Origin of the sequence: Mesobacillus sp., from assembly GCF_047739415.1 — a bacterium.
Classification (GTDB): Bacteria; Bacillota; Bacilli; order Bacillales; family Cytobacillaceae; genus Mesobacillus.
In genome coordinates this window covers 1-26,884 of record NZ_JBIQOE010000239.1, presented here as the reverse complement: position 1 = coordinate 26,884, position 26,884 = coordinate 1, and the positions used below count along the sequence as shown (strand labels likewise).

Sequence of the window (26,884 nt, the reverse complement as noted above, 5' to 3'; positions counted from 1 at the left end):
TCCTTCGGGATGTACGCAGTGCTATCCGTGATAACTGCCGTTTTCATTGTTATATTACCATCCTTATGTTTTTCTCTACAGTTTGTACAATCCCATTTTATATGAACTTAATGTAAAATGCATTCTTTCAGGAAAACTATTTTAATAAAGGGGTTTGGAAATGCGGGAACTGGTGATAAGGCGGATTCCATTCCTCATTTCGTTTCTATGTGACCCTTTTTGGAGCTACCCCTTATTTTGGGCTTATAGAATCTTCCTATGTGACCCCCTTTTGGGAGCTACGCCTCAATTCGGGCTTATAGATCTTTTCTATTTGACCTTTTTTGGAGCTACAGCCAATTTCGGGCTTATAGAACTGTCCTATGTGACCTTTTAAGAATCTACAGCCAATTTTGGGCTTATAGAACTGCCCTATGTGACCTTTTATCGATCCACAAATCATTTCGGGCTTATAGAAATTTCCTATGTGACCTTTTATAAATCCGCAAATCATTTTGGGCTTATAGAATCTTTCTATTCGACCTTTTAAATGTCCTAACCTCAATACAGGCTTATAGACCTTTTCTATGTCCCCCTTTTTTAAAATCCACACCTCATTTCGATCTTATAGATCTTTTCTGTGTGACATAGCGAAATCTGAAAAAAAAAAAACGCTGGCAATCGGTTGCGCAGCGTTACAAATTTAAGAGACATATGAATTGAACCTAACCTCAAGCCCTCTGGTATCTATTTCTTCTATTAGCATTTCAATAAAATTTTTATCTAAATTCAACAGAGTAGCCTGTTGGTATGCTTCGATTAATTTTTCATCTGAGAGTTCCCAAAGTAAAGAAATTGTGACCACCCTTTCTTTATTCGTTTCCCTAATTATATCGGATATTATTAAGTTTTTGTAAAAGTATAGGGGATTTTCTGTCGTATTATTCCAACAGTTTTATACAGCAATCGACAAAAAACCACATCTGTCGATTCGACAAATGTGGTTTCCTTAAGATTATCTCACTTCAACCCAGCCATTCTTGATCGCTACGACCACTGCCTGGGTACGATCGTTAACATTCATTTTTTGCAAAATGTTACTTACGTGGTTCTTGACTGTCTTTTCACTGATGAACAATGCTTCACCAATGCCTCTGTTGCTCTTACCGTCTGCAAGTAGTTGGAGGACTTCGCATTCGCGGCGTGTCAGCAGGTGAAGTGGCCGGCGAATTTCAACCGGGGATATGTACTTATCTGATCCGCCTTCATCAGCGGATAATCGACGGTATTCTTTTACCAGATTGTGCGTAACTCGTGGATGCAAGTAAGATCCGCCATCTGCCACGACTTTAACCGCTTCAACCAATGCATCAGCATCCATTTCTTTCAATAGATAGCCTGTTGCTCCTGTTTTAAGGGCGTGTGTGACATAGTTTTCGTCATCGTGGATGGATAGGATGATGACTTTTGATTCAGGATACTGTTCAATCAGTCCAGATGTTGCTTCCACACCGTTTGTGTTAGGCATATTGATATCCATAATAATGACATCAGGCTGGTACTTCTCCACAAGCTCGATGGCTTCACTGCCGTCGTCTCCTTCTGCAACCACTTCGAATGATGGTTCAAAATCAAGGATCCGTTTTACCCCTTCTCTGAAAAGTTGATGGTCGTCAATAATGACAATCTTTGTTGTCATAGCATTCGCCTCCCTTACGGCTTCTATCTCTTTTTATCTATCTATTTTTTATATTTCTATAAATTCATCGGAATTTGGATGATGACCAACGTTCCAGTGCCCATTTTTGAGTGAATCGTCAGCTCACCTTCCAGCAATTCGACTCTTTCTCTAATTCCAAGAAGACCAAAAGATTCTGGTTTGCTTTCATTAATATCAAAGCCTTTACCATCATCCTTTATTACAGCCATGATATGGTCCTGCTTGATTTCAAGCTTAACTTGAACCGTCATGGCGTCCGCATGCTTCAGCGCATTCTGTACCGATTCCTGGATGATCCGGAACAAGGCAACTTCATAATTTGATGGCAGTCTTCTGTCATCACCGATATTAGTGAACTGGATTCTAGTAGTCATATGATACTCTTCGATTGTCTGCAGATATTTTTTGAGGGTAGGAACCAGGCCTAGATCGTCAAGAGCCATTGGCCTCAAATCATAAATGATTCTTCGGACCTCATACAATGCAGAACGAACCATCTTTTTCATGCTCCTGATTTCCTGGATTGCCTCCTCCGCTCCTCGCTCCTTATATACTCTTTCAATCAAATCGGAACGCATCATGACGTTTGCCATCATTTGTGCAGGACCATCATGAATTTCTCGGGACAGCCTTTTCCGCTCATCTTCCTGGGCCTCAATAATTCTCAGGCCGAAATCCTGCTTCTGCTTTGCGGTTTCAAGAGCTTCTCCCATTTCTCGGATGTCACTCATCATGTAATTCATGACAACGCTAATCTGCGAAACGAGATGGTCGGCACGTTCTATCGTTTCATTCAGACCAACCAACCTACGCTCCAGGTCATCCCGCTTTTCCCGCAGCTGCTTTTCCGATTGCCTGTTCATTGTCAGATCCATCTGAAGCTTATGTGCCACTTCATATGCCTCGCGAACCTGAGCTTCGGAATAATCCTTGAAATGCTTACTGACTTCCGATAGCCGCAGCCTCGCCCTCCTTACCTGAGCATCCAGCTTGTCGCCATCATTGATGATTTGCGCGACCTTTCTTTTAATCTCTCTTAATTCGTCGGTGATAGATTCATAATCTGTCCGGCACTGTTCGCCTATTCGGAAGATTTCGTCTTTGCTGTCTCCAACGGTTTCGATCATTTTTTCTAAAATCAGATCGAGGGCTTTCGTGTCGAATTTTTTAATCGCCATGTAAAACTCCCCCACGGGTGGCACTAAAGATATTTTAACTTGAAAACTAATTTGTTACTAATTTTCAACAAGAAAATCATGCCAATTTTGCTGAAAATCGATATAAAGACACAGAATTGATTTTTTATTCTAAGTCTTATATCCTATTATTTTAGGAGTTAAACTCCAATTTTAAAATAAAAACATTTTTCCAAAAACAAATTAGGTCTTGTCAGACCACTAACTATTATAACATTCAAACACATTTACAGTATTAAAGTTATATTACAATCATAAGACACCATTGTCCCTCGATTACCGTCAACTTATAATGAATTGTAGCACTAAGTACTATTGTCGAACATAAAAACGATGTCGAAGATTTAATAGATGGAGTTGGGAAATTTTTCGCTAGAGGGGGAGAAAGAATTGCTGCCAAGTTACTATACAGTAAAAGGATACGGAGAACATGAAATCGAGATTCAGAAATCACGATTCATTGCATATATAGAGAGAGCAGAAACTGAGGTAGAAGCACAGGAATTTATCCAGAAAATTAAAAAACAGCACTGGAATGCGACTCATAATTGTTCAGCTTATATGATTGGTGAGAACGACCACATACAAAAGGCAAATGATGATGGAGAACCAAGCGGTACAGCAGGTGTACCAATCTTGGAAGTTTTAAAGAAAAAGCATCTTAAAGATACTGTCGTAGTCATCACCCGCTACTTCGGAGGGACCAAGCTTGGCGCAGGAGGCTTAATACGTGCTTATGGAAAGGCGACGTCTGAGGGACTAGCGGCGACTGGCATTGTTGAACGCAAGCTGATGCGTGTTATGCATACCACCGTTAATTACACCTGGCTTGGAAAAATCGAAAATGAATTACGGTCTTCTGTTTATCAGTTAAAGGAAATTCATTACCTAGATAAAGTGGAAATCGAGACTTATGTTGAAGAAGCTCAAACAGAGGCTTTTAAAGAGTGGATGATTGAGATGACGAGTGGTCAGTCAGAGATTCGGACTGGCGAGGTTGTGTATATGGAAAATGAGATAACCATGTAATATTTGTATTTTTCAAAGATGGTATTAAAAAAAGCGACCCCATATATTATAATTAAGTATTGCAAGATTAATCGATTTATATAAAGGATGTTATCTATGAACTCCCAAAATCAGGCTCCAATGAATCGGAGTGCTAAAGCATATAAAAAGAAAAGACGCAAAAGACGCAACCTCTTACTTTTTCTTATATTGACTTTTGTCTCATTAATCAGCATTTCTGGATACCTGTTATTTCAGACTTATGCTGTAGCAAAAAACTCATATGAAGAACTTGAAGGACGGGAGGAAAAATCCGCTCTCCGCGAAGAGCCCGTTTATATTTCCAGCGACCCTGTCTCTGTTCTCCTGCTAGGTATCGAAGATTATTCTGATGAAAATGACAACGGAAGATCGGATACGATTATGGTTGCGACCTTCAACCCTGACCAACAATCTATGAAGCTACTCAGCATCCCCCGGGATACTTTAGTGAACATACCGGGTTACAAGGAAGATAAAATTAATCACTCCTATTCGATAGGAGGAAAAGAGAAAGTGATTGAAACAATCGAGGAGTTCCTCGATATTCCTATTGATTATTATGCAACAGTTAACTTTAAGGGATTTACTAATATCATAGATTCTGTTGGTGGCGTAACAGTTGACGTTCCATTCGACTTTAATGATATCAACCGGAATTGGGATCGCTTTTACTTCTATGAGGGTACCCAAAAGCTAAGTGGAGAAGAAGCTTTAGTTTATGCCCGTATGAGAAAACAGGATCCACGAGGCGATTTTGGGCGTAACGAGCGTCAGCGCCAAATTGTAACGGGAGTCATCGAAAAGTTATCATCTCCTAAAACCTTGTTAAAAATTGACGATATCGCATCAGAAATTGGCAATAACATAGAAACAAACATGCGAGTAAACGAAGCTCTTGCATTCAGAAAGAAGTATCCCGATTTTAACTCCTCATCAATCGAACAACTGGAGTTAAAGGGATATGATAATTACATTAATAATGTGTATTATTTTGGCGTTGACCCTGACAATCTTGAGGAAGTGACATCAGAACTTAAAAGTCACTTAGAATTGTCAACAACGGTGGAAAGTGAAACAAATACCGAGAATAATGAGTATTAAAAATAAGCTGCCCTAATTGGCAGCTTATTTTTTCTCATCTCTAAATAATTCTGGCAGTAGTAAAACAAAGACACTAAAGATGATACCAATCAAGAATCCTAAAATGGCTCTTTGAACAGGAGAAACAGCATTGCTTGTCCCCACAATCACCTCTTCTAAGACAAACGAGTTTTGTAAGTTATCATAGTCCTCTTGCAGGTCATGCAGTTCAGCTTCTTTCGCAATCGCTTCTTCTTGAGTTTCTTCTGCCTCAATTTTTTTCATTCGAGTTTCCAATTCAGTTTTCTTTTCTTCAAATCTTTCTGAACTTTCGCTTAGGATACCATCAATTAATTTATCTAAAGCTTCAATTGAATCCTCCTGGCCAGTGCCTCTATAGCTTAACTCTAAAACACCTTCAGGTACCAGTGCATTAACAGTAAATCTGGATTTAACTTGCCCAACATCAAGGTCTAAGCTGTAGTCATCATTAATTTTCTTGATGAATTCTGAGGATCTAATGTATTTTTTCATGACATTCGGATTAGTTCGGAATGTATTCTCGAAATTCCCCAACATAATTTCAGCCTTAGCTATATATGTTACTGGAATTTGTTTTGCCATAAAATATGCTGCCCCTGCAGTAAGGATCGGAATCAATAACAATAATACAGCTAATTTCTTTGCACGATTCATAATTCTTCTCAATAGGTCATTCATTCTTTTATCTCCTTCAATTCATCCTTGGTTTTATAACGAAAATTGATGTAGCCAATAGTGAAAGCAATCAAAATCCAAGAATAGTTTAGAGTCATAAATGAACTTGGACTAATGCTTGCTAAAGAAAAAGCGATCAGGCTTGTACTCAATGCCTGTACAACCATTTTATCCTTCCAGTTAGCAGAAGAAATACGATAAAGTTTCATTAAGCTGAAAATTAACCATAAATAAAGAATCACATAACCAATAAAGATAAAAATTCCATAGTGAACAAAAATTTCAGCCCACCAGTTATGCATATTCACGATTCCTGCTGTTGGAAGTTCAGCATAATGCTCCATATAATATTCAACATTTCCCGCTCCTATTCCCATCCCAAAGGATCCAGTTATAAATATCAGGGCATTTTTTAACAGATTAATTCGGATATCCGTCGATGCTTCTGCATTATTAGATGGAACGAATGCACTCATTATTTGATTTCCAACTGTATTAAAAATACTGACTATTTTTTCAGGAAATAATATCATAACAAGGATACCTGATAAAATTCCCAGCAGCACTATATACCTTTTTTCCTTTAAGCTTGTATAAAACAGGAACCAGAACACCAGGCCTATAAATACCGAAAGCAAATTAGCACGGGATTCACTAACATAGATTTGAAATATAGCCGATAGAACCAAAAAGCCTGCTGTCATCCTAATCAGTATTGGTACGGCGTTTAACTTGCCTGGTTTATATCTATGAAATACAGCAAAGGCAAAAAAGAAACTTAAAGCCAGGTAGCTGGCATAATCATTTTCATTTGCAAATACAGCAGTTGGCCTGTGTTGAACATAAGCCCCCATGCTAGCAAGACGGGAGACAGGCAACTGTTGTTTAGTTAAATAGTTCCAATAGCCAATAGCAAGCATAAACATCATGACTATTACCCAAGTGTAGAACAATGCAGAGTAATCTTCTCTTTTGTTAAATGATGTTATAAACAAAAAGATAAAGAAAATACCCGATGATAAAAAGAATATATCTTTAACACCATCTGTTATTGATTGGGCCCATAATAGAGATAATAAGGCAAATCCAATCCAGGCAAATAAAAATATTAAAACTGGCTTCACAGGTTCTTCGCCGTAAAGTGATATCCTTTTATTATTTATCCAGTAATATAGATAAATTAATATGGCAACAGGCAACAACAATCGGTATGGAAATAATGAAATGGGGCCTACTTTGAGGGATATAAGACCAGGTCCTATAAAGGAAGCGACAATAAATGCATAGAGCAGCAATTTACTTAAGCCATACCTCAACCATAGTTTCCTGAATGCGAATACCAGAATTAGGAGAAGGAATAGAGTTGTGACTGCAGCACCAAAAATAAAAAATATAGATAAAGCATTTACAATAACCCAACCCATAAGGATTGAAATCAAAAAGGCCGCTATAATTTGCTGGATAAGTTTGAGATTATGTATGTTCTGCATCCTTTTCACCTTTCAACCTAGTTTTATTTCCTATTACATTGTACAGGAGGCTGGTGTAAAACACCAACCCCCTGAATGAATAGTTATTGATTTCTAAGCAATTGGTTTTCTGGAACTTTACGGATGACTTTTGCAGGAGTTCCTACAACTAGCTCTTCCTGTTTTACATCTTTTGTGACGATGCTTCCAGCACCAACAGCTCCATCTTCCTCAATAGTGATACCTGGAAGTGTAGTCGTGTTAGCACCAATACGTCCGCCATTTTTAATCGTAATGCCTTTGAATTTGTCGTATCTCTCAGCTGAACGAGCCATATAGTTATCATTTGTTGTCACTACACCCGGAGCTACAAATACATAATCACCAAGCTCAGAGTATGCAGTGATGTAGCAGTTCGTTTCAAGCTTACACTTTACGCCAACCTTGCAATCGTTCTCTACTGCCACACCGCGGCCAACGATTGTCTTTTCACCTATTGTTACTCTTTCACGAATCGTAGCAAGGTCAGCTACAAATACATCATCAGCCAGTTCTGCATTAGCGTAAATAATAGAAGATGTACCAATTGTGCAGCCTGAGCCAATGATAGTTGGCGGCAGCTGTTTGACATCAGGCAAGATGGAATTTTTGGCTCTGCTTGGCTGCTTACCAAGCACTACATTATCCTGGATCAGGACATTGTCGCCAATTTTAACACCATCATAAATGATAACATTATGTCCTATGTTGACACTTTCACCAAAAGTGACACTTTCTCCGATTACTACGTTATTCCCCATTTTTGGAGTATTCATATAAATCCTCCCTATCCCTTATTTTGAATAAAATTCAGCAATCTTGCTTACTACATATTCCTGTTGTTCCAACGTCAGCTCTGGGAACATTGGCAGTGATAAAGCTTCTGCGCAAGCCTTTTCTGTTTCAGGAAGGTCGCCTTCTTTGTATCCCAAATCTTCAAAAACAGGCTGAAGGTGCAATGGTTTTGGATAGTAAATCATCGTGCTTACTCCATTTTCCTTCAGGAAAGCTTGAAGCTCGTCCCTCTTCTGAACACGGATGGTATACTGATGGAATACGTGATAGTTGTGCTCTTCGATAAACGGAGTCACAATATCCTTCACTGCTTCATTTAATAATTTGGTATAGTTTTCTGCCTTTTCACGGCGTAGCTTGCCCCAGTCGTCTAAATGCGGGAATTTAACATTAAGAATTGCAGCCTGAAGTTCGTCAAGACGGCTGTTATAGCCAAGTACATGATGGTAGTATTTTGGCTTGCTGCCATGTACACGAATAACACGCATTCTCTCAGCAATTTCATCGTCTTTTGTCACGATCATTCCAGCATCGCCGTATGCTCCAAGGTTTTTTGTAGGGAAGAAGCTATAGCAGGCTGTTGTTCCCAGTTCCCCAACCTTTTTTCCCTTATAAAGAGAGCCAATCGCCTGGGCAGCATCTTCGATAACAGCAAGGTTATGCTTCTCAGCTATTTCTACAATCGCATCCATATCAGCCATTTGCCCATAAAGGTGCACAGGAACGATGGCCTTCGTTTTTTCCGTAATAGCAGCTTCGATTTTCTTTGGATCGATATTGAAAGTTTTTGGGTCAATATCAACAAATACAGGAGTGCCTCCCGCTCTAGCGACAGCACCAGCAGTTGCGAAAAATGTGAAAGATGGAACGATTACTTCATCTCCTTGTGTAACTCCACAAGCCTGTAAAGATATATGAAGAGCGTCACTTCCGTTCGCTACACCAATTCCGTGTGATACGCCACTGTACTCCGCTACGTCACTTTCCAATTTCTTAACATTGGCTCCAAGAATGAAATGGGACTTTGACATCACATCATCCAAAGCCTCCATAATTTCGCCTTTAAGCGTTTGATATTGTTCTGACAAGTCAAGCATTGGTACGTTCATCTTATTAACCTCTTTTCATTTAATATGAAGCAGCTAAACTGCCTTCAAGCTTTTGATATACTTCAACGAGCTTTTTACTCTCTGCTTCCCAGTTATAAATGGTTTCAACAGCATGACGGCCATTTCTGCCCATTTGGGCCGCTTCCTCTGGGTTTTCCAGAATCCACTTCATTGCATCAGCAATCTCGTTGACGTTCAACGGGTCAACACAGATGCCACAATTATTGTTTTCCACTATTTCCTGCCATATAGGAAAATTTGAAGCAATCACTGGGACGCCTGCAGACATGTATTCAAACATCTTGATTGGTAAAGACACAATAAACCTCGGTTCTGGATGCAATAGGACAAGTCCCATATCAGCTTCCGCCAATGCCTTCTTAACTCCATCCCTATCAAGAAAACCTTTAAAATCGGTATATTTGAAGCCATTCATGCTTCTCACTTCATTTTCCAATGCTGGCGGTGCAAATGATCCAGCAAGTACAAAGGTACATGGTATCTTTTCATTAAGCTTTTCAATTGCCTGTACCATTTCTTTAATCCCTCTTAAGACATAGATACCTCCGATGTAGAGTGCGGTGTTTTCAGACTTTACTACTTTGTCATTATAATCCGACGAAAGTTCGTCTAAAAGAGGATAATTGTGAATGATTATTGTATTTTCGTTATAACCCTTGAATCGCTCCGCTATGGTTGGAGTTGCCGTTGAGATTGCATCGAATTTCTTCGAAGCGTACCGCTCGTAATTTTTGACCAGCATTGAAATGAACTTGCGTAATGGCTTTGGTATCCACTGCTTAGATAAGACCTGTTCTGGAACATCCTCATGGACGTCGTAAATCACTTTCTTCCCTTTTGCCTTCAGCTTCAATCCAATTGGCATCAACTCAGGGTCATGAAAATGATAAACATCCGCATCAATCTCAAGCGCTTTTATATACACTTGTTTTGTCGTATTCCTCATTCGGTCTAGCTGACCCTTTGCAGCAGATTGGACACCGCGGATCCTAACCCCAGCCTTCTCGTAATCCTCCACATTGGGTACCACATAATAGACTTCATGACCTGCCTTCTGCAATGACTGGCATTCTTTGATAAAAATTCTCGTATCAGTTGCAGAGTGTACCGATGTTAAATGGCATACTTTCATTTTTTCACTACCTTAGTTAGTCCTGAATATTTTTTAACAAGTCATCTACAATTGATTTCCAGGAAAAAGACTCTTCAACAAACTTCCTTCCAGACTGTGAATATTGCTTATACTCATGTTCATCCATCGCAGCACATTCTAAAATTTTACTGGCGATATCATCCGGATTCTCAGGTTCTGCAATAATTCCACTATGGTTATTCGCAATCAATTCAGCACTTTCTCCAACGCCGCAATATAAAACAGGGACACCGCTTGCTAGTGCCGGGAAGATTTTTGACGGGCGTGCCCCTTTAAACAACTCAATGTTCCTTAAGGACACAACAGAAAAATCAGTGATTGAAAAGATATTTGGCATTTCTGTTACCGGAACTGAATCATGGAAAAACAGGTTGGTAAGCTTTAAATCATCTTTCAGCTTTATGAGTGTCTCTTTTTCCGGCCCATCGCCAATGATTAGAAATCTCACATCCGGATTTTGCCCTTCCACAATCTTTGCGGCTTTTAAGACTGAGTCAAGTCCCTGGGCATAACCAACCCTTCCAGCAAAGGTAAACACCTTCTTGCCTGAAAACCCCAATTTTTCAAGCCACTTTTCGTTGACTTCCCTCGGTGAAAATGTCTCTGTGTTAACCCCATTCGGCAGGAGGAATACATTTTCCCGTTCCTTCCCCTTTTTCACCATGTACTCTAGGATTCCTTCAGTGGCCGTGGCAATTTTCCAAGATTTTTTGTATAGCCAGTTTTCAAGGACTTCTGCCATTCTGATAAATGCCTTGTTTTTTAATATACCCAGTTCTACTGCAGATTCGGGCCAAATGTCGGCAACATTGAACACAAACTTAGCTCTTTTAAATTTGGCTGCAAAATAACCGGTTATTCCTACAAATAAGGGGGGCGATGTGCAGACAATTACATCTGCCTTTTGAGACTTAAACACTGAATAAAAGGCACTGAATGTAAAAGAAAAGTAAGAAATCAACCTTTTCCAAAAACTCCCCTTTTCACTTGGGTAAATCCAGCTTCTATGCACGGGAATCCCATCTAGAAGTTCGAATTGATAAAATTCCCCTTTGTATTCTTCAGGGATGATTCCCTCGGGATGGTGAGGAAATGCTGTCAGAACCTCGACTTCATAACCCCGCTTAATCAATTCTCTGCTCACTTCATATAAACGTATTTGTGGAGCCCCAGTATCAGGCGGGAAATTCTCACTTATAAAAGTAATTCTCATATTGTTTAAACCTCTTTGTTGAAATGCTGAACTAGTTTAGCTGATGCTTGTCCATCTCCAAAATAGTCCTTGTACGCAGGGCGAACCTCTTTTTGGATGGCATCCAATATTTGATCCACATCTGTACCTGTAAGAATATTTGCCTCATCCTGAAGTGTTTCGACCCATTCTGTCTGTTCACGTAAAGTAACACACGGGATTTCAAGGAAATAAGCTTCCTTTTGCATTCCCCCGGAATCTGTTATGATTTTCTTCGCGTTGCTTTCGAGCGATAGGATATCAAGGTATCCGACCGGGTCAATCACTTGTAAATCAGGTACGGAGGCGAGGTCGATTCCCATCCCACTTAAAATATTTCTGGTACGAGGATGGATCGGCCATACCTTTTTCCCTTCAATTTTAGAAAATGCTTCGATAATGTTTTTAATATTGACTGGGTCATCCGTATTTTCAGCGCGATGGACAGTAATTAAATAATATCCGCCTTGCTCCAGTCCATGGTCAGTCAATATCGTTGACCTCTCTTCGGATAGATTACGGTTATAAAGGACTGCGTCATACATAACATCCCCAACATTGAATACGTTTCTGGTCACATTCTCTTTTTCCAGGTTTTTCACTGCTGTATCTGTAGGACAGAATAAGTATTCAGAAATATGATCGGTCATAATCCGATTAATCTCCTCAGGCATCCTTTTGTTAAAGCTTCTTAATCCAGCTTCAATATGGATGACAGGGATATGCAACTTTGCCGCTGCCATAGCACCCGCGATTGTGGAGTTTGTATCACCGTAAACAAGCAGGTAGTCCGGCTTTTCTTCGAAAATAATCTTTTCGATACCTTCCAGCATATCCGCTGTCTGTTTTCCATGAGAAGAAGAGCCGACATTCAAATGATAATCTGGCTTAGGAATATTCAACTCATCAAAGAAGATATCACTCATGTTTTTATCATAATGCTGGCCCGTATGGACATATATTTCCGTATGTAATTTTCTAAGCTCTCTTGATACAGGAGCAGCTTTAATAAATTGAGGTCTTGCTCCAATCACGGTCAAAAACTTCATAAAGAATCCCCTTTGCTTTAAGACATATGAAGAAGTAGCATAGAATGTTCTCTATGCTACTTATCCAATTTAGTTTATAGCTTAATGTATTTCTCTGGCTTTTGATGATTTTTCATTGCGTTTCTTGTATCAAAAAGTACTTTGCTATATTGGCCGATCATCTCATAATCAAATGCAGTGTGATCTGTTGTCAGCAATACGAGATCTGCTTCTTCAAGGACTTGTTGGGAAAGCTCTACTGTCTCAACAAAGATGTCACATGAACGGAAGGATTTAACGTGAGGATCGCATACCATCAGCTCTGCTCCCTCATTTCTAAGCGTTTCGATGATTGGAAGAACTGGAGATTCGCGGACATCATCAATATCCTTCTTATAAGCAACACCAAGAATAGCTATTTTAGATCCTCTTAATGCTTTACCTTCACCATTTAGCGCATACATCGCTTTATTGACAACAAACTCAGGCATTCCATTATTGATTTCACCAGCAAGCTCAATTAAACGAGTATGATAGTTGTACTCTCTTGCTTTCCATGTAAGATAGAATGGGTCGATCGGAATACAGTGTCCGCCTAGACCTGGTCCTGGATAGAATGGCATAAACCCATATGGCTTTGTAGCTGCTGCATCGATTACTTCCCAAACGTCAATGCCCATCTTGTTGCAAAGAATCGCCATTTCATTAGCCAGTGCAATGTTAATATGGCGGAATGTGTTTTCAAGGATTTTTTCCATTTCAGCAACTGCAGGACTTGAAACTTGATGTACATCTCCTTCAAGAACACTCTTATACATTTCTGAAGCAATAGCCGTACAAGCAGGTGTAATACCACCAACAACCTTTGGTGTATTTTTCGTATTGTAATGCTTGTTTCCTGGATCTACACGCTCCGGTGAATAGGCAAGGAAGAAATCTTCTCCACACTTCAAACCGCTGCTTTCGAGAATCGGCTTCAAAACCTCTTCCGTCGTACCTGGATAAGTAGTGCTCTCCAGTACAATTAGCATACCTTTATGAAGGTATTTGGCGATTTCCTTTCCTGAACTCTCTACATAAGAAGTATCAGGCTGCTGGTAAGTATCAAGTGGAGTTGGAACGCAAATGGCTACCGCGTCAACTTCCTGGATTTTCGAGTAATCAATCGTAGCAAATAGCTTTTTTTCCTGTACAATTTCTTTTAACTCTTCGTCGACGACATCTCCAATATAGTTAATCCCTTGATTAACCATGTCAGCTCTTTTTTGCTGGACATCAAAGCCGATTACCTGGTATCCCGCCTTCGCTTTTTCTACAGCTAGAGGAAGGCCAACATACCCCAGGCCTACTACACCGATTGTAGCGGTTCTATTCGTAATTTTTTCAAGAAGTTCCTGGCCGATTTGGCTTAATTGTACTTGTTCGCTCATCGTTAATCCCTCATTCTTCTCATTAATTTATTTTAACAGGTTTATTAGAACTTGCTGACTCATAAAATGCCCTTACCAGCTCAAGCGCTTTTCTACCATCAAGGCCGGTTACTATTGGCTCTCTATCCTCTTTAATCGCCTCAACCATGTCTTCAATTATGCACTGATGCCCAGGTTTCCCTATAGGGTCATTTTTTACAGTTTCTACAATATCATTCACAGCTTCATCTGTCATATCCTGAACATTCCAATGTTCGACAAGGCTAGCTGTTTTGCCGCCAACTTTTATCGTGCCTGTTTCACCGAAAACGCTGATTGTTTCTTCAAGATTAGACGGATAAATCGTAGTGGCTGCCTCTACTATACCCAAAGCACCATTTTTAAAACGGATGACACCAGTCGATACATCCTCTGATTCAATATTGCGAAGCCTTGTAGCTTCCATACTGTATACCTCTTCAACATCTCCCATTAGCCAGAGGATCAAATCGAGATTGTGGATCGCCTGGTTCATCAATACACCACCATCGAATTCTTTCGTTCCGCGCCATGGGGCCTGGTTATAGTATTCATCATTACGGTTCCATCTTACCGTTGCATTGGCATGGCTTAGTTTTCCCAGCTTTTGTTCATTCATCGCCTTCTTTAGCTCAATCATTACCGGACGGAATCGATTTGGATGTACTACCGACAACTTCACACCGTTTTCCTTACATGCATTAATGATTGCATCAGTGTCTTCAAGAGTCATCGCAATCGGCTTCTCGACAACGATATGCTTTTTGGCAATTGCCGATTCAACTGCGATGTTTGCGTGGAATCCACTTGGAGTACAGATGTTGATAACATCTACTTCGTCATTTTTCAACAGCTCTGAAAGTTGTGTGTAACCTTTAACATTATATTCCTCGATAAATGGTTCCATCTTAGAAGGGTCTGTATCACACACCGCAACAAAGTTCGCACCTTCTGCTTTAGTGATTGCCTCCGCATGCTTTCTGGCAATATGGCCGCAGCCAACTATCGCGAAATTAACCATGATTCTATCTCCTTCACAATGTATTTAGAAGTCAGGTAGATTAACCTGTTAACTCCTAATTAACTTTTTGAAAAACTTTTGTCTCAATAACAATCTCTTTATTAACGCTAGATCTTCCCTCTTAAATAAGAGGAACTTAGTAAAAGCTTCTCCTGTTACACTCTTGAATAAGACAGCCTTGATAATAAAACTCAGACTATACGATATAGAGGTAGCGACGGCTGCACCTGTTGCCCCGTACATAGGTATTAAGATAACATTTAAAATGGTGCTGAAAATCACATTGAAAATGGAAACGTACATATTGATTTCCGGCTTTCCTCTTGCTGCTATATCATTTGATAATATCTTTTCTACAGCGAGCAAAGATATCCCAGGAAGAAGGATTTTTAAGAAAAACGGTGTCTCTTTATATTGATTCCCTAAAACTGGCGCTAAAAAATCAATAATAAAGAAAATAACCACTGCAAAAACCAGCATGAAGACGAGAGTGAACCTGCTAACAATGGATGTCAGATGATTCCGTTCTTCCTCCGTACCCATGGATGCGATCCTCGGTAACAAGACCGAAGAGATTGACTGAGTAAAGACCGAAAGCTTTTCCCCGAGGGTCAATGCTGTAAAATAAAGTCCAACTGCCGTATTACCAACAAAAAAACCAAGCAAATATATATTAATCCGGTAATTCATAAAGGTTACCAGGTTGCTCATATAAGACTTAAACCCATAGCGGAAGGACTTACGTAAATATGGAATATTTACTCTCATATTCTCCCGGGTCAAATTAAATCTTTTCACACTGAATACGAGAATGAATAGAAGCGTTAACGCGTGACCACTTATAAATGCAATCAATGCTCCCATAAGGCCAAAATCGAATAAAACAATTAAGACCAAAACAAGTAAAAGATTCGTAATCTGAGTTACAACTAAGATTGTATTGAATACTTTGAAATCCTGGATTCCCTGGAATATAGTTTGAAAAAACGTGTTCAACAACATAAAAGGAATCGCAATCAGGATAAAGTACACATAAGAGTGATCATCAATGTCTTTAAACAGTAAGTCACCAAAGAAATAGATGGCAATAAAGCCTGCGATGACACCAATCAAGCTTAGAACTACCCCAATAATCAAGTTGTTGAAGAAACTCTCACCCGGGTCGATCTCCTGCCTGCTAACATAATAGACCGTTGAAATGTTCATCCCTAAATTAATGAACATCATCAGGATGGTGGGAAAGTTTATGATTAATGCATATTCCCCTTGAAGTTCTGGTCCCAGCATCCGGGCGATGATGATGATTAAAAGCGTTCCAATCACAATGCTTGTAAATTGGCGAACAAGAGTAATAAAACTATTCTTCAAAAAACTGTTTGGCTTTGTCATGAACCTCTTCCACCATCATCTGAAATTTTTCCTGCAAACTCGGAATAATTCTTTTCTGCATTATATTTTTCATCCCAAGTCTTGAAAGCAGCATCCCTTAAAACTTCCCTTTTACTTAATGGTAGACGTGTGTGCTCGTCGAGAAGTTTCGCGAGCACATCAATTTCGAAAGCACTGGGAATTAACGTCCCGTTAGTTTCATCCACTAGTTCACCAGTACCTCCCACATCTGTAGCAATTGCGGGGATGCCACAGCTAAATGCTTCCATTATTGAAACAGGAATACCTTCACTGGCGCTGACATTTATGAAAAGATCTACCGGGTTGTCCAGGTAATAAGGAACGATTTCATCATTTGCCATATTTCCTGTGAACTCATATGTAATATTTTGAGGGAGTTCTTTAGCTAGACCTTCCAAATCATTTAGGCCTGGCCCTCCTCCAATATGAGTCCAGTGGATTCTTGACTTGCACTCAGCAAGACTTTTAACTAGGAGTTCCAGACGTTTTACAGGTACTACATAGGAACAGCTAACAATCCTGAAAACTCCATCAGAAGAGCCACGTGACACTCCTTCTGGCTTGCTCGTTCCCAACCGTGCAACTTCAATATTTGAGATTTTTCCGCCAGATTGTCCCTCCAGGTAGTCAACACCGTTTTGAGAAATCAGGAATATTTTATCCAGCTGGTTGATCACCTTGTGCTTATATGGCAAATAAGGAGGACTGTGACGATAATCATAGATGTCACCACCATGACCTCTGGAAATGGCATAAAGGTCTCGATAACGCTCCTTTAATAAAGCTATTCCAGGCGAAAGCGATAACCAGTAGGAGTAAACCACAAATTGTGTCGCCTCTTGCTCCATAATAATTTTTTCTTGTATGTAATTCCGAAGATGAATACCATTGGCAGTCCAGGACAGCAGCTTTCCAACGCCTTTAATTCCAAACTGCTTAGCTCTGCTACTTTCTGCAAGAAACCATTTTCGGCCTTGTCCATCAAGCATAGCTTTCATCTTATAAGAAACAGCGTTCTTTTTTTGAAAAACCGGTACTAAATGGGTTTGAGCATTCTCTGGCAACTCTCTCTGTCTCGAATGATCCACACTGTTTACCGGTATAATATGTACTTTGCGAAACTTTTCACATAAAAATTCCAATTCAAGTTTTAAAAATTCCTCACCTGGATAAAATGGATATCGATTTGTTATCAAAACTAATTCCTTTTGCATTAATCATCACTCAAATCAAAAGAAGATTTGAAAAACCGTTTGTAAGCTTTGCCACAAACGGTTTTCCGTTTTACTGTTTCCCAGTTACTTTTCGATACATCTTGATTAGTGGTTTATGACGCTCATTCACTAAACCAATTACTTCTGCAATGATCTGGAAAAGCAAGAGCAAACCAAAGACGATAAGGAGAGAACCCCATAGTGTAGAGGTTTCGAAGACTATAGCGGCTACACTAAAAAGAATTCCTAATGCGTAAATAACTAAAACGGTGTTTCGATGCGAAAGACCGATAGCCAATATCCGATGATGCAAGTGGCTTTTGTCTGGTGCTCCGATCGGCTTCTTGTTCACAACCCTGCGAATAATCGCATAAGTTGTATCAAAGATTGGAACTCCTAATATTATTATTGGCACAATAAAGCTAAATAATGTAACACTCTTGTATAGGCCAAGCAGAGAAAGGATACCAATAGAATATCCTAAAAATAATGCACCGGTATCGCCCATGAAAATTTTAGCCGGATGGAAGTTGTAGAACAGAAAGGCAATTGTACTGCCCAATAAAATCAAAGCAAGAGCTAAAATAAGCTCCTTCCCTGCCATACCAGCCATGAAGGCGATCGTGGCAATCCCGATTGAAGATATACCTGCAGCCAGCCCATCAAGGCCATCAATGAGATTTATTGCGTTTGTAATGGCAACAATCCAGAAAATCGTTACGGGTATAGCCCATATACCAAGATTAAATTTTGCCATAAAAGGTATACTAATGAAATCAATGGTCAATCCTGTACTTACAACAATCCCAGCAGCGGCAATCTGGCCTGCAAGTTTTACCTTTGCTGATAATTCATATTTATCATCAAGAATACCCAGGATGATAATTAATACTGCGCCAATGGATATGCCAGTCAGTTTTTCATCATGGAGTCCAGCTGCAAAAAATCCAGCAACTACTCCAAGGAAAATCGCAAGTCCTCCAAGACGCGGCATTACTTTTGCATGGACTTTTCGATGATTGGGTTTATCAGTCGCACCAATCTTGTGCGCGAATTTTATAACTAATGGCGTAAGGACCAAAACAGTAAGAAACGAAACAAAGAAAGCTGCAATTAATTGAACAGTCATATAGACTTCTCCTCTGTTAAAAAAGGTAAATTCAAACCCTCACTAAGTGTACCATAATCCAACTATTATTCAATTTTTTATCCGTTAATTTTTGGTTACATTTATTTCAGGGCTTGTCATATCCTTGTTATTGTTTTTCCTTTTTTTCACGTGATGAAACATTTATATTTCCCCTCTATTCTTATCCCACATGAGCCTATTGTCAATTATTTTTATTTTCCATAATTAGATGCCATATAAACCGTTGTAATAAAAGGAAACCCTATCGGATTAAATCCAATAGGGATAAGTTTTATTGTTTATTGAAATAATTAATAATGCCTCTATATACTGCATCAGCAGCTTTCTGCCTGAAAGTCGGGTCCGCCAATAAGTCTGCATCACCTTTATTTGTTACAAAGGCTATCTCAACTAATACACTCGGTATTTTTGTATCTTTTATAACTCTGAAATCCCCATGTTTTACACCGCGATCATAAGTACCAAGAGTTGCGATAAGCTCCTTTTGTATCTCTTCTGCCAAAAGCTTGCTGTCAGCCGATTCATATGTCCCGTTCCACCAAGTCTCAGTTCCATGAGGAGACGAAGTAGAGTAGGAATTCACATGCATACTGACAAAAATATCAGCGCCTGAACGGTTTGCCTGAGCGACCCGCTCATTTAAAGTAGGATAGGAATCACCAGTTCTTGTCATTAATACCTTGGACATTGAACTGGTCAACCTTGATTGAATTCTTTTCGACATATCCAGCACCAATTCTTTTTCAACCAACTTCGTACCACCGCTTGTAGTTCCACTTGCACCTGGATCGGAACCACCATGGCCCGCGTCAATCATAATCGTTTTACCTACAATTGATACAGCCAGTGAATTATAAATACCATCCGAAACCGATGCAGGCCCTCCAAAAATAAAGAAACTTTGATAACCATTATTTATAATAGCGTTTCTCGTTTCATTTGGGATGGATGTTGAACTTGTAAGCAAAATCGGCTCATTTCTCTTTGCAGCAAGGGCTGAACCTGTTAAAGCATCCGCAAAGTTCATGCCTGTTGCTACCGAGGCTTGAGCACGGGTGCTAAAATATTTATTCGCGATATTAGATGCGACCTCAAAACGATTTCTTCCATCAATTCTACTTGGATTCGGAACACTATTCGCAATCTCCCGAGAAATACTGCCTTCTCCGCCAACAATAATGGTTTCATTAACTCCCCACTGGGTAATAATATTTCTAGTACCCTGTGTCATGGTGTGTGTATTAGTCAGTAAAATTGGATATCCATTTCTCGCTGCATACGGAGCAATTGCTAAAGCATCAGGAAAATTAAGACCATACGCCAAAATTACTTTACTGCTTTGGCCAAGACGTAAAGCAATATTGTTAGCAACTTCAAATCGATTTGACCCTGAAATTCGCTCTACTTTTATTCCCATGTTACTGATTTCTGTCAAGACGCTATCTGAAATACTAGCTGGGCCACCCACAGCAATCACAGAGGTAGCATTCAATCTATCAATCTCTGCTTTTGTTGCCGCTGTCAAAACACCTGGCTGGGTCAATAAAATAGGCGCGTTATATCTATATGACAATGGCGCCGCAGCCAAAGCATCTGCATATGCGTCATAATTCGCCAAAATAACTGTATTAGCAGATGACCATCCTTGTTTTGATACATTCACCGCAACCTCAAACCGATCCTTCCCGCCAATCCTAGTTGTGTAACCCTCTGCCGACGCCGGAAAAACAGCCATAATCCAAAAAGCAGAAACCAACAGAAAAGTCACAAAGACTTTTTTCATTTTTTTGCCTCCCTAGTTGTTGTCTCTCTTATTTTATCGGAGAGAATCGACAAATTTCTATATTTTTTCCAAAGAAATTGCAAATTAGTAGATATGGACCAGTATACGCCCTCAATTAATAGGTCCTTACCTTTTGATCCGATAAAAAAACAGGATCGCACAAGGCAATCCTGTCTTTAGTACCTTTTTAATTACCTAACACTGTTCCTGGATAGTAATGATTAAGTATTTCCTCATATCGCTTACCAGAAGCTGCCATGCTTTTAGCCCCATACTGGCTCATTCCGACGCCATGGCCGTAACCCTTACCTTTAATTGTTAAGATGTCGTTTTCAGCATTATACTCCACTGGGTCAAGAAGATGGCTCTTAAACACACTTGTGCCAAATAATGATCTAAAGGCTCCAATGCTCATAGTCTGTTGGAGATTAATTCGGTCAATCTCTTTTGCATCATTATATTTATAAGTATTTGTTGCCGGATACCTCACAAAGAAATCAATGTCCAACGTAGCATTTAAGCTCCTGTTGCCTGATGTCCTTTCAGGAGCTATCCTGAAATCGTTAATTGATACAATTTTGATTTCTGTATTTGCATAACCATTCTTATATAACCAGTTTTTGATATTGCTTGTTACACTGGTGTCAGCCTCTCTGATAGCTCCCCACCAATGCCCTGGATTCATTAGATTATTTTTATATGGCTCCATATCGACTTGGGTCTTCTTCATTGGAATTGCCCAGCTAATTTGTGGATCAAATTGATCTATTTTTGAATTCAAATATGGAACAAGTGTAGTTCCCCACTCATTAGCATTCGACTCAATGTATCCCCCATTACTGGATGAGAATACAGCTGAAATCGGCCTACCGTTGAATCTCAATACTTTACCCGCAGTTTCATGAACAGCCTGGTTTGTTCTTTGTTCCCAATAACCATCAATCCATGTTGCTCCACCATATACTTGGAAGCCTTGTGTATCCGCAACAACCTTACCAATAGAATTGATTGAATACGTACGTGCAGCAACCGCCTGAGCCTTAAGTGCTTCCATTTCCCAACCTGCAGGCATCTCATGAGGAACGACTCCTTTTAAATAGTCCTCAAAAGGAATGTCGCGGTTAACTGGTCTGACATAACCATTTTCAAGGTAGAACTCCATTTTACCGAGATATGGTTTGTTATTGATTTTTATTCTATTATTGGTGCTGTAGCTTGCAGGAATTAAAGCAAAGTCTCCTGAACCGAAATCCTTTACTTTCTGTGATCCCTTATATAAGGCTAATCTATTACTCTCATTTTTTACTGAATATGCTTCTCCTGCGGCTAATTTTACTTCGTTTGGAAGACTTGCAACTACAGATTCATTTACAGAAGCAGGACCTCCAAGAACTGTGAAACTAGAAGAATTCTTCTCTGCTATAATCGTACTGATAGGTGCAGGCAGTCTGTCTGGCCTAGTCAATAGCAAAGGTGCCTCTTGCTTTGCCGCAAGTACGGATCCAGTCAACGCATCGGCAAAAGTCAAACCGGTTGAAAGAAATGCTGTTTCCGCAGATAGGCCTAATTCTCTCACAATGTTAGCTGATACCTCAAAACGATCTGCCCCGCCAATCCTCCTTGGAGCTGGCAAACTGCTCGCAACACTTTCACTTACACTTCCTGGACCTCCCACAATTAAAGTACTCTGTCTCCCTTGGAGTGAATTCTTTGTGTATTCAGGAAGAAAGCCCTTTGCTGTAAGCAAGATTGGATAACCATTTCTTGCAGCATAAGGGGCAATAGACAATGCATCGGCAAAGACCAATCCATTAGCAATTACTGCTTTTCCGTTATTAGGAATCTCAGCTGCCAGTTTATTTGCAACTTCGAATCTATCGCGCCCATCGATTCTTTTTACCTCAGGAATAAGCTTTTGAAGCTCAGCCGCTACATTTGGCGTGACACTCGCGTTACCACCCACGATATATACAGTCTTTGGTCGTAACTCTTTTATCTTTTGTAATGTTTTATTTTCTAAGCGATCGGGTAAAGTCAGAAGGATAGGTGCATTCTTGTAGTAAGCAAACGGAGTTGCAGCTAAGGCATCTGCAAATGCCTTATAGTTTACAAGTATTATAGTATCCGATTGGCTCCATCCACTAGAAGCAACATTATTAGCAACTTCAAATCGGTCACTCCCAGACATTCTAATATTCCCATTCGCAAGTTTGTAGTCACCTACTGTTGAAACATTGATTGAATGAGAATTACCGATATAATTGCTTAGTTTCACAGATATTGTAGAAGCCTCCGCAAAAGGTGCAATTGGTAACATTGAAAAACAAATGGCTATGACAAGAATGAAGGAAAACTTTCTTTTTTCCACTTTTTACCCTCCCTGGATGTTAAAAACAAAATTATGCAAATGTCCCTCCTAATCTACAAATTTCTACTTTAACATTAAATCTATCAAAATTTGTAAAATTAGTAAATGGGGCAAAAGTATTTTGGTGAAATTTGTTAACAAAGAAAAATTAGTTTCCAGTATAAAAATCTTTAATACTATTGGCCAACGCCTCTGCCCTCTTATTTTGGATATCTTCATTAGCCAGCAACTTAATTTCGTAAGGATTAGATATAAATCCTAATTCAATTAGCACTGACGGCATTTTTGTCCATCGTGTCACAAAAAGGTTATGATCCTTGGATCCCGTGGATGAGTAAGTAGTAGTAATACCTATACCTGGATAAACAAGTGCCTTCGCAAATTTTTCTGCAAGAGATTTACTGTCTACTGCTTCCTTGGACGGTGTAGGGTCAAAAGCTATATTATTCCCTTGATAACTAAGAGACTTTTCTACTGAGCCACTTTTTACAATAAAAACCTTCTGTTCAGTATCTTCACGAACGAATGGATACTTCACCCCGCCTGAAAGAACGTAAACATTTTCCGTTTCAATAGCAGGACGGTATGAACTATAGTGAGTACTTAATCCCCTAGGTGTTGAAGAAAGATTTGAATCATGATGGATACTAATGAACAAATCTGCATTTGAACTATTTGCAATAGCCGCTCTCTCAGGCAAGTCTAAGAATATATCTTGTCCCGGCTGTCTTGTATATAAAACATTTGCCCCAAAGCTAGTTAACTTTGAAGTCAATTTTTCAGTAAACTGATTGTTAAGCGTTTTTTCATGGTATCCATTTTTCACAGCGCCTGGGTCACTTCCTCCATGACCCGGATCAAGGATAATCGTTTTACCCTCTAAAGGTAGCTTCGGTGCTTGTCCTGTTAGCTGCAAAAAGGTGTGATCAGGAACAGACGCTGTTCCTCCTAAGATTACAAAGTCACTAACCTGATGATGTTGTATGGCTACCTGCACAGAAGTTGGAATGATTTTGGGATGTGTCAGTAACATTGGAGCTCCTTGCTTGGCAGCAAGTACTGACCCAGTTAATGCGTCCGCAAAACTCATACCTGTAGCTAGAAACATTTTCCCGGGATTAGGTGATAACTGATTTACAATGTTTGCGGAAACTTCAAAGCGGTCCCGCCCGCCAATTCTTGTCACACCTGGTAGTAGTCCTGCCACTTCTTTTCCAACACTAGCTTCGCCACCAGATATTACTGTTTGTCTAATATTGAGACTGCCTATAGCTTCCTTTATCTTATCTGGCAATCTATTACTCTGGGTCAGCAAAATTGGATATCCATTTTTCGCTGCATATGGAGCAATGGCCAGAGCGTCAGGAAAATTCAATCCATTTGCGATAATCGCTTTATCAGTAGGTCTTAATTTTGTCGCTATATTATACGCAACCTCAAAACGGTCTTTTCCTGCAATTCTCTCAATATTATTAAACCCACTCAACTGCAGGACTTCTTGTATTTTTGGTGAAATACTTCCTTCACCGCCAATAAGTATGATTTTTTGAGGTTGTAATCTCCTGATTTCTGCTAGAATCCTCTCATCCAGTTTATCAGGTGCCGTTAATAAAATAGGGCCATTTTCCTGATATGCAAGAGGTGAGCCTGCTAATGCATCCGCAAAAGCTTTGTAATTAGCCAGCAGCACGACGGGGGCTCCACCTTGCCAACCTTCCTTAGAAACATTTATTGCTACTTCGAATCTGTCCTTTCCATCCATCCTTGCAGAAATTGCTTCCGCTTCACCATTCATTAATGGAAAGGAAAACAATAAAAGTAATCCTACTATCAATCCTGAAACAAATTTTTTCATGATGCACTCCCTCTAAGTTTTTTAACGCTTGTTACCTATTTAATCGGAAACTATTAAAATAGTTTAATACTATTATTAAATTTATAAATTAGTACCCTGAAAAAAGTGAAAAAATGAATTATTCTCTTAAATGGTGAATCCTAATATATCTATTACTTTTTATTAGATTAAACTGCCTTGCCACTGAGTGATAGCCACTTGCATAAAATCCGTGTTCCGGATTGTATTCCTTATACATATCAGATGCTAAATCAATTTTCTCATTTAGTTCCGGTGAATTCACATTAAGAGTTCGGAGAGGTAAATCGATAGCCTTTTTTTCCATATGGTCTGTATAAACTGACATAAAATAGTTGGTCTGAATTGGATTTACTTCTCCTGATTGTTCTAGCTCCCAAAGAGCTTTGCCTATAATAGCATGTTGTGGATGGAGGTCGTGCATGGACATGGTCCTAAAATCTGCTAAAGGATAATCATGCAGGTAACTTCTTAAGATTCCTTTTAACTCCTCTGTCGTTAAATTTTCAAGCGGAATGATATTTACCTGTGCATTATCTGACTTAATACCCAATGCTTCGGTTGCTCTTTGGTATTCTTCAACTCTTATATCACCAAATTCAGCCATTGATATATGACCATGAAGAAATTGCTCCGTAACCGGATCATGATACACATTGTGCCAGTTGCACTTTATTCGTAAATTCATTACTCCATAAATGGATTCATGATCAAAATGGCCGTTAAGCATATCCCTGACTGTAGAATCGTCACCTTTTGTCAGAAGTACCAATTTCACATCCCGATTGCGATTTAGCTGGTTCACGATATCGATTCCATATGTAAGTACCTCATCATCTGCATGTGGAACGAAATAAATAACTGGCTGTGTTGTATTCTTATAAAAGTGTATATCTGAAACAAGGGTACTACTAACAGAGCCTTCCCCTCCAAGGATGGTATACTCCTTAACCAAATGCTCTTCAAAAAACCCTAAAGTTTCTTTGGGAACAAAGGAAGCAGCTGTTAGCATTATAGGTGCATTTTGCTTAGCAGCCAAAACAGATCCAGTTAAAGCATCTGCAAACGACATACCGGTAGCCAAATATACCTTTTCTGTTAATGGAAAGAATTCATTTGCTATATTTGCCGCAACTTCGAACCGGTCTTTTCCGCCAATTCTAAAAGGGTTTGGGAGAACAGCTTCAACACTCTTACTTACACTGCCTTCTCCCCCCACAATCATCGTCTCCTTCACTTTCTTATTTTTAATAAGATTGTGTGTTGACTCAGGAAGACTATTTGTTTTGGTAAGCAAGATAGGATATTGATTACGTGCTGCATACGGGGAAATAGCCAAAGCGTCCGGGAAATTCAGTCCATAAGCTATCACTGCTTTATTCCAGGAATTAAGCTTCAATGCTATATTTTCCGCTACCTGAAAGCGATCCCTGCCAGACATCCTTTCTATGATTTTAACACCGGTAAGTTTTAGCTCATTCTCAATATTGATAGATACACTTCCGGGACCCCCAACGATAATCACCTTTCCTGGTTTTAACCTTTTTATTTCTTCTTTTGTGATAGAGGTCAACTTATCCTTTTGAGTTAATAGAATAGGGGCATCCTCTTTGTAAGCCAAAGGTCCTGCAGAAAGTGCATCCGCATAAGCTTTATAATTTGCCAGGATTACTGTTTGAGACCCGGACCATTTCTGTGATAACTTTACGGATACCTCGAAACGGTCTTTCCCATCAATCCTTTCGGGTAGTTCCTCACCGAAAATATTATCTTTCAATAAAAACAGATTGAGAATGACCAGAAGAAAAAACATTTTTGGAACTCTACGAATCATTTTTAAACTTCCTTTCAAATCTAGTTGTAACTGCATGAAGTAATATAGTTTAAAGGCTCTTCGCTATTTAGTATGGAATAAAGAGTTTACTAGTACTAATGATTCTTATAGTGTTCTTTGAAAATTAGTTACTATTAATATGAAAAACTAAAGAAAAATAAAAATCGGACAAGGGATGTGCTCAATCGCTCACTCA

The 26,884-nt window shown here is 39.4% G+C and carries 21 protein-coding genes; 2 read left to right on the top strand and 19 right to left on the bottom strand.

What is annotated here, in order from left to right; translation table 11 throughout:
* Window positions 1-682: 682 nt before the first annotated feature.
* The 3 genes from sda to ACH0QE_RS18845 all read right to left on the bottom strand — a co-directional run bounded on the left by sda (window position 683) and on the right by ACH0QE_RS18845 (window position 2,877).
* Window positions 683-844 (bottom strand): sporulation histidine kinase inhibitor Sda, encoded by a 162-nt coding sequence (gene sda / locus ACH0QE_RS18855; protein ID WP_415802023.1) that lies wholly within the window; start codon window positions 842-844, stop codon window positions 683-685.
* A gap of 150 nt (window positions 845-994) precedes the next feature.
* The gene (locus ACH0QE_RS18850; RefSeq protein ID WP_226678966.1) at window positions 995-1,678 is read right to left on the bottom strand and encodes a response regulator; all 684 of its coding nucleotides are present in this window, start codon (window positions 1,676-1,678) and stop codon (window positions 995-997) included.
* Window positions 1,679-1,734: 56 nt separating this feature from the next.
* Window positions 1,735-2,877: a sensor histidine kinase gene (locus tag ACH0QE_RS18845; RefSeq protein ID WP_415802022.1), complete on the bottom strand. Its 1,143-nt coding sequence runs from the start codon at window positions 2,875-2,877 to the stop codon at window positions 1,735-1,737.
* Between the two features lie 408 nt (window positions 2,878-3,285).
* On the opposite strand from ACH0QE_RS18845, the gene ACH0QE_RS18840 reads away from it, so the two are divergent.
* Both ACH0QE_RS18840 and ACH0QE_RS18835 read left to right on the top strand, forming a co-directional pair.
* Window positions 3,286-3,924, top strand: a complete 639-nt coding sequence (locus tag ACH0QE_RS18840; protein WP_415802021.1) for a YigZ family protein — start codon at window positions 3,286-3,288, stop codon at window positions 3,922-3,924.
* Window positions 3,925-4,020: 96 nt separating this feature from the next.
* On the top strand, window positions 4,021-5,046 hold the full coding sequence (locus ACH0QE_RS18835; RefSeq protein ID WP_415802020.1) for an LCP family protein: 1,026 nt from the start codon (window positions 4,021-4,023) through the stop codon (window positions 5,044-5,046).
* A 24-nt stretch (window positions 5,047-5,070) separates the two neighbouring features.
* On the opposite strand, the gene ACH0QE_RS18830 is transcribed toward ACH0QE_RS18835, so the two are convergent.
* The 16 genes from ACH0QE_RS18830 to ACH0QE_RS18755 all read right to left on the bottom strand — a co-directional run bounded on the left by ACH0QE_RS18830 (window position 5,071) and on the right by ACH0QE_RS18755 (window position 26,688).
* A complete protein-coding gene (locus tag ACH0QE_RS18830) occupies window positions 5,071-5,745 on the bottom strand; it encodes a hypothetical protein (protein WP_415802019.1) in 675 nt (224 codons plus the stop codon).
* Window positions 5,742-7,232, bottom strand: coding sequence for an O-antigen ligase family protein (locus ACH0QE_RS18825; RefSeq protein WP_415802018.1), 1,491 nt, complete (start codon window positions 7,230-7,232; stop codon window positions 5,742-5,744). The genes ACH0QE_RS18830 and ACH0QE_RS18825 overlap by 4 nt, the downstream gene beginning before the upstream one ends.
* An 83-nt stretch (window positions 7,233-7,315) precedes the next feature.
* The gene (locus tag ACH0QE_RS18820; RefSeq protein ID WP_415802017.1) at window positions 7,316-8,026 is read right to left on the bottom strand and encodes a DapH/DapD/GlmU-related protein; all 711 of its coding nucleotides are present in this window, start codon (window positions 8,024-8,026) and stop codon (window positions 7,316-7,318) included.
* A gap of 18 nt (window positions 8,027-8,044) precedes the next feature.
* Complete coding sequence (locus tag ACH0QE_RS18815) at window positions 8,045-9,154, bottom strand: DegT/DnrJ/EryC1/StrS family aminotransferase (protein WP_415802016.1); 1,110 nt, start codon at window positions 9,152-9,154, stop codon at window positions 8,045-8,047.
* 19 nt (window positions 9,155-9,173) lie between these two features.
* On the bottom strand, window positions 9,174-10,307 hold the full coding sequence (locus tag ACH0QE_RS18810) for a glycosyltransferase family 4 protein (RefSeq protein ID WP_415802015.1): 1,134 nt from the start codon (window positions 10,305-10,307) through the stop codon (window positions 9,174-9,176).
* Window positions 10,308-10,323: 16 nt separating this feature from the next.
* Window positions 10,324-11,541, bottom strand: coding sequence for a glycosyltransferase family 4 protein (locus ACH0QE_RS18805; protein ID WP_415802014.1), 1,218 nt, complete (start codon window positions 11,539-11,541; stop codon window positions 10,324-10,326).
* A gap of 5 nt (window positions 11,542-11,546) precedes the next feature.
* The gene (gene wecB, locus ACH0QE_RS18800) at window positions 11,547-12,608 is read right to left on the bottom strand and encodes a non-hydrolyzing UDP-N-acetylglucosamine 2-epimerase (protein WP_415802013.1); all 1,062 of its coding nucleotides are present in this window, start codon (window positions 12,606-12,608) and stop codon (window positions 11,547-11,549) included.
* 74 nt (window positions 12,609-12,682) lie between these two features.
* The gene (locus ACH0QE_RS18795; RefSeq protein WP_415802012.1) at window positions 12,683-14,017 is read right to left on the bottom strand and encodes a nucleotide sugar dehydrogenase; all 1,335 of its coding nucleotides are present in this window, start codon (window positions 14,015-14,017) and stop codon (window positions 12,683-12,685) included.
* A gap of 22 nt (window positions 14,018-14,039) precedes the next feature.
* On the bottom strand, window positions 14,040-15,056 hold the full coding sequence (locus tag ACH0QE_RS18790) for a Gfo/Idh/MocA family protein (protein ID WP_415802011.1): 1,017 nt from the start codon (window positions 15,054-15,056) through the stop codon (window positions 14,040-14,042).
* A 48-nt stretch (window positions 15,057-15,104) separates the two neighbouring features.
* Window positions 15,105-16,445, bottom strand: coding sequence for a flippase (locus ACH0QE_RS18785; RefSeq protein WP_415802010.1), 1,341 nt, complete (start codon window positions 16,443-16,445; stop codon window positions 15,105-15,107).
* Entirely contained in the window at window positions 16,442-17,680 is a 1,239-nt protein-coding gene (locus ACH0QE_RS18780) for a glycosyltransferase (RefSeq protein WP_415802009.1), read from the bottom strand. Before ACH0QE_RS18780 ends, ACH0QE_RS18785 begins: the two co-directional genes overlap by 4 nt.
* Before the next feature lie 70 nt (window positions 17,681-17,750).
* Complete coding sequence (locus tag ACH0QE_RS18775; RefSeq protein ID WP_415802008.1) at window positions 17,751-18,809, bottom strand: glycosyltransferase family 4 protein; 1,059 nt, start codon at window positions 18,807-18,809, stop codon at window positions 17,751-17,753.
* A 292-nt stretch (window positions 18,810-19,101) separates the two neighbouring features.
* Window positions 19,102-20,613: a cell wall-binding repeat-containing protein gene (locus tag ACH0QE_RS18770; RefSeq protein ID WP_415802007.1), complete on the bottom strand. Its 1,512-nt coding sequence runs from the start codon at window positions 20,611-20,613 to the stop codon at window positions 19,102-19,104.
* Between the two features lie 187 nt (window positions 20,614-20,800).
* A complete protein-coding gene (locus tag ACH0QE_RS18765; protein ID WP_415802006.1) occupies window positions 20,801-22,981 on the bottom strand; it encodes a SpoIID/LytB domain-containing protein in 2,181 nt (726 codons plus the stop codon).
* 148 nt (window positions 22,982-23,129) lie between these two features.
* Entirely contained in the window at window positions 23,130-24,836 is a 1,707-nt protein-coding gene (locus ACH0QE_RS18760; protein WP_415802005.1) for a cell wall-binding repeat-containing protein, read from the bottom strand.
* A 118-nt stretch (window positions 24,837-24,954) separates the two neighbouring features.
* Entirely contained in the window at window positions 24,955-26,688 is a 1,734-nt protein-coding gene (locus tag ACH0QE_RS18755) for a cell wall-binding repeat-containing protein (RefSeq protein WP_415802004.1), read from the bottom strand.
* Between the last annotated feature and the right edge of the window lie 196 nt (window positions 26,689-26,884).

What these genes read in the sequence shown, in the direction of transcription:
- ACH0QE_RS18785 (WP_415802010.1), bottom strand. Translation starts at nt 16,445, where the DNA reads ATGACAAAGCCAAACAGTTTTTTGAAGAATAGTTTTATTACTCTTGTT.
- ACH0QE_RS18775 (WP_415802008.1), bottom strand. Translation starts at nt 18,809, where the DNA reads ATGACTGTTCAATTAATTGCAGCTTTCTTTGTTTCGTTTCTTACTGTT.
- ACH0QE_RS18795 (WP_415802012.1), bottom strand. Translation starts at nt 14,017, where the DNA reads ATGAGCGAACAAGTACAATTAAGCCAAATCGGCCAGGAACTTCTTGAA.
- ACH0QE_RS18830 (WP_415802019.1), bottom strand. Translation starts at nt 5,745, where the DNA reads ATGAATGACCTATTGAGAAGAATTATGAATCGTGCAAAGAAATTAGCT.
- ACH0QE_RS18770 (WP_415802007.1), bottom strand. Translation starts at nt 20,613, where the DNA reads ATGAAAAAAGTCTTTGTGACTTTTCTGTTGGTTTCTGCTTTTTGGATT.
- ACH0QE_RS18825 (WP_415802018.1), bottom strand. Translation starts at nt 7,232, where the DNA reads ATGCAGAACATACATAATCTCAAACTTATCCAGCAAATTATAGCGGCC.
- ACH0QE_RS18760 (WP_415802005.1), bottom strand. Translation starts at nt 24,836, where the DNA reads ATGAAAAAATTTGTTTCAGGATTGATAGTAGGATTACTTTTATTGTTT.
- ACH0QE_RS18850 (WP_226678966.1), bottom strand. Translation starts at nt 1,678, where the DNA reads ATGACAACAAAGATTGTCATTATTGACGACCATCAACTTTTCAGAGAA.
- ACH0QE_RS18815 (WP_415802016.1), bottom strand. Translation starts at nt 9,154, where the DNA reads ATGAACGTACCAATGCTTGACTTGTCAGAACAATATCAAACGCTTAAA.
- ACH0QE_RS18845 (WP_415802022.1), bottom strand. Translation starts at nt 2,877, where the DNA reads ATGGCGATTAAAAAATTCGACACGAAAGCCCTCGATCTGATTTTAGAA.
- ACH0QE_RS18835 (WP_415802020.1), top strand. Translation starts at nt 4,021, where the DNA reads ATGAACTCCCAAAATCAGGCTCCAATGAATCGGAGTGCTAAAGCATAT.
- wecB (WP_415802013.1), bottom strand. Translation starts at nt 12,608, where the DNA reads ATGAAGTTTTTGACCGTGATTGGAGCAAGACCTCAATTTATTAAAGCT.
- ACH0QE_RS18755 (WP_415802004.1), bottom strand. Translation starts at nt 26,688, where the DNA reads ATGATTCGTAGAGTTCCAAAAATGTTTTTTCTTCTGGTCATTCTCAAT.
- ACH0QE_RS18810 (WP_415802015.1), bottom strand. Translation starts at nt 10,307, where the DNA reads ATGAAAGTATGCCATTTAACATCGGTACACTCTGCAACTGATACGAGA.
- ACH0QE_RS18805 (WP_415802014.1), bottom strand. Translation starts at nt 11,541, where the DNA reads ATGAGAATTACTTTTATAAGTGAGAATTTCCCGCCTGATACTGGGGCT.
- ACH0QE_RS18790 (WP_415802011.1), bottom strand. Translation starts at nt 15,056, where the DNA reads ATGGTTAATTTCGCGATAGTTGGCTGCGGCCATATTGCCAGAAAGCAT.
- ACH0QE_RS18820 (WP_415802017.1), bottom strand. Translation starts at nt 8,026, where the DNA reads ATGAATACTCCAAAAATGGGGAATAACGTAGTAATCGGAGAAAGTGTC.
- ACH0QE_RS18780 (WP_415802009.1), bottom strand. Translation starts at nt 17,680, where the DNA reads ATGCAAAAGGAATTAGTTTTGATAACAAATCGATATCCATTTTATCCA.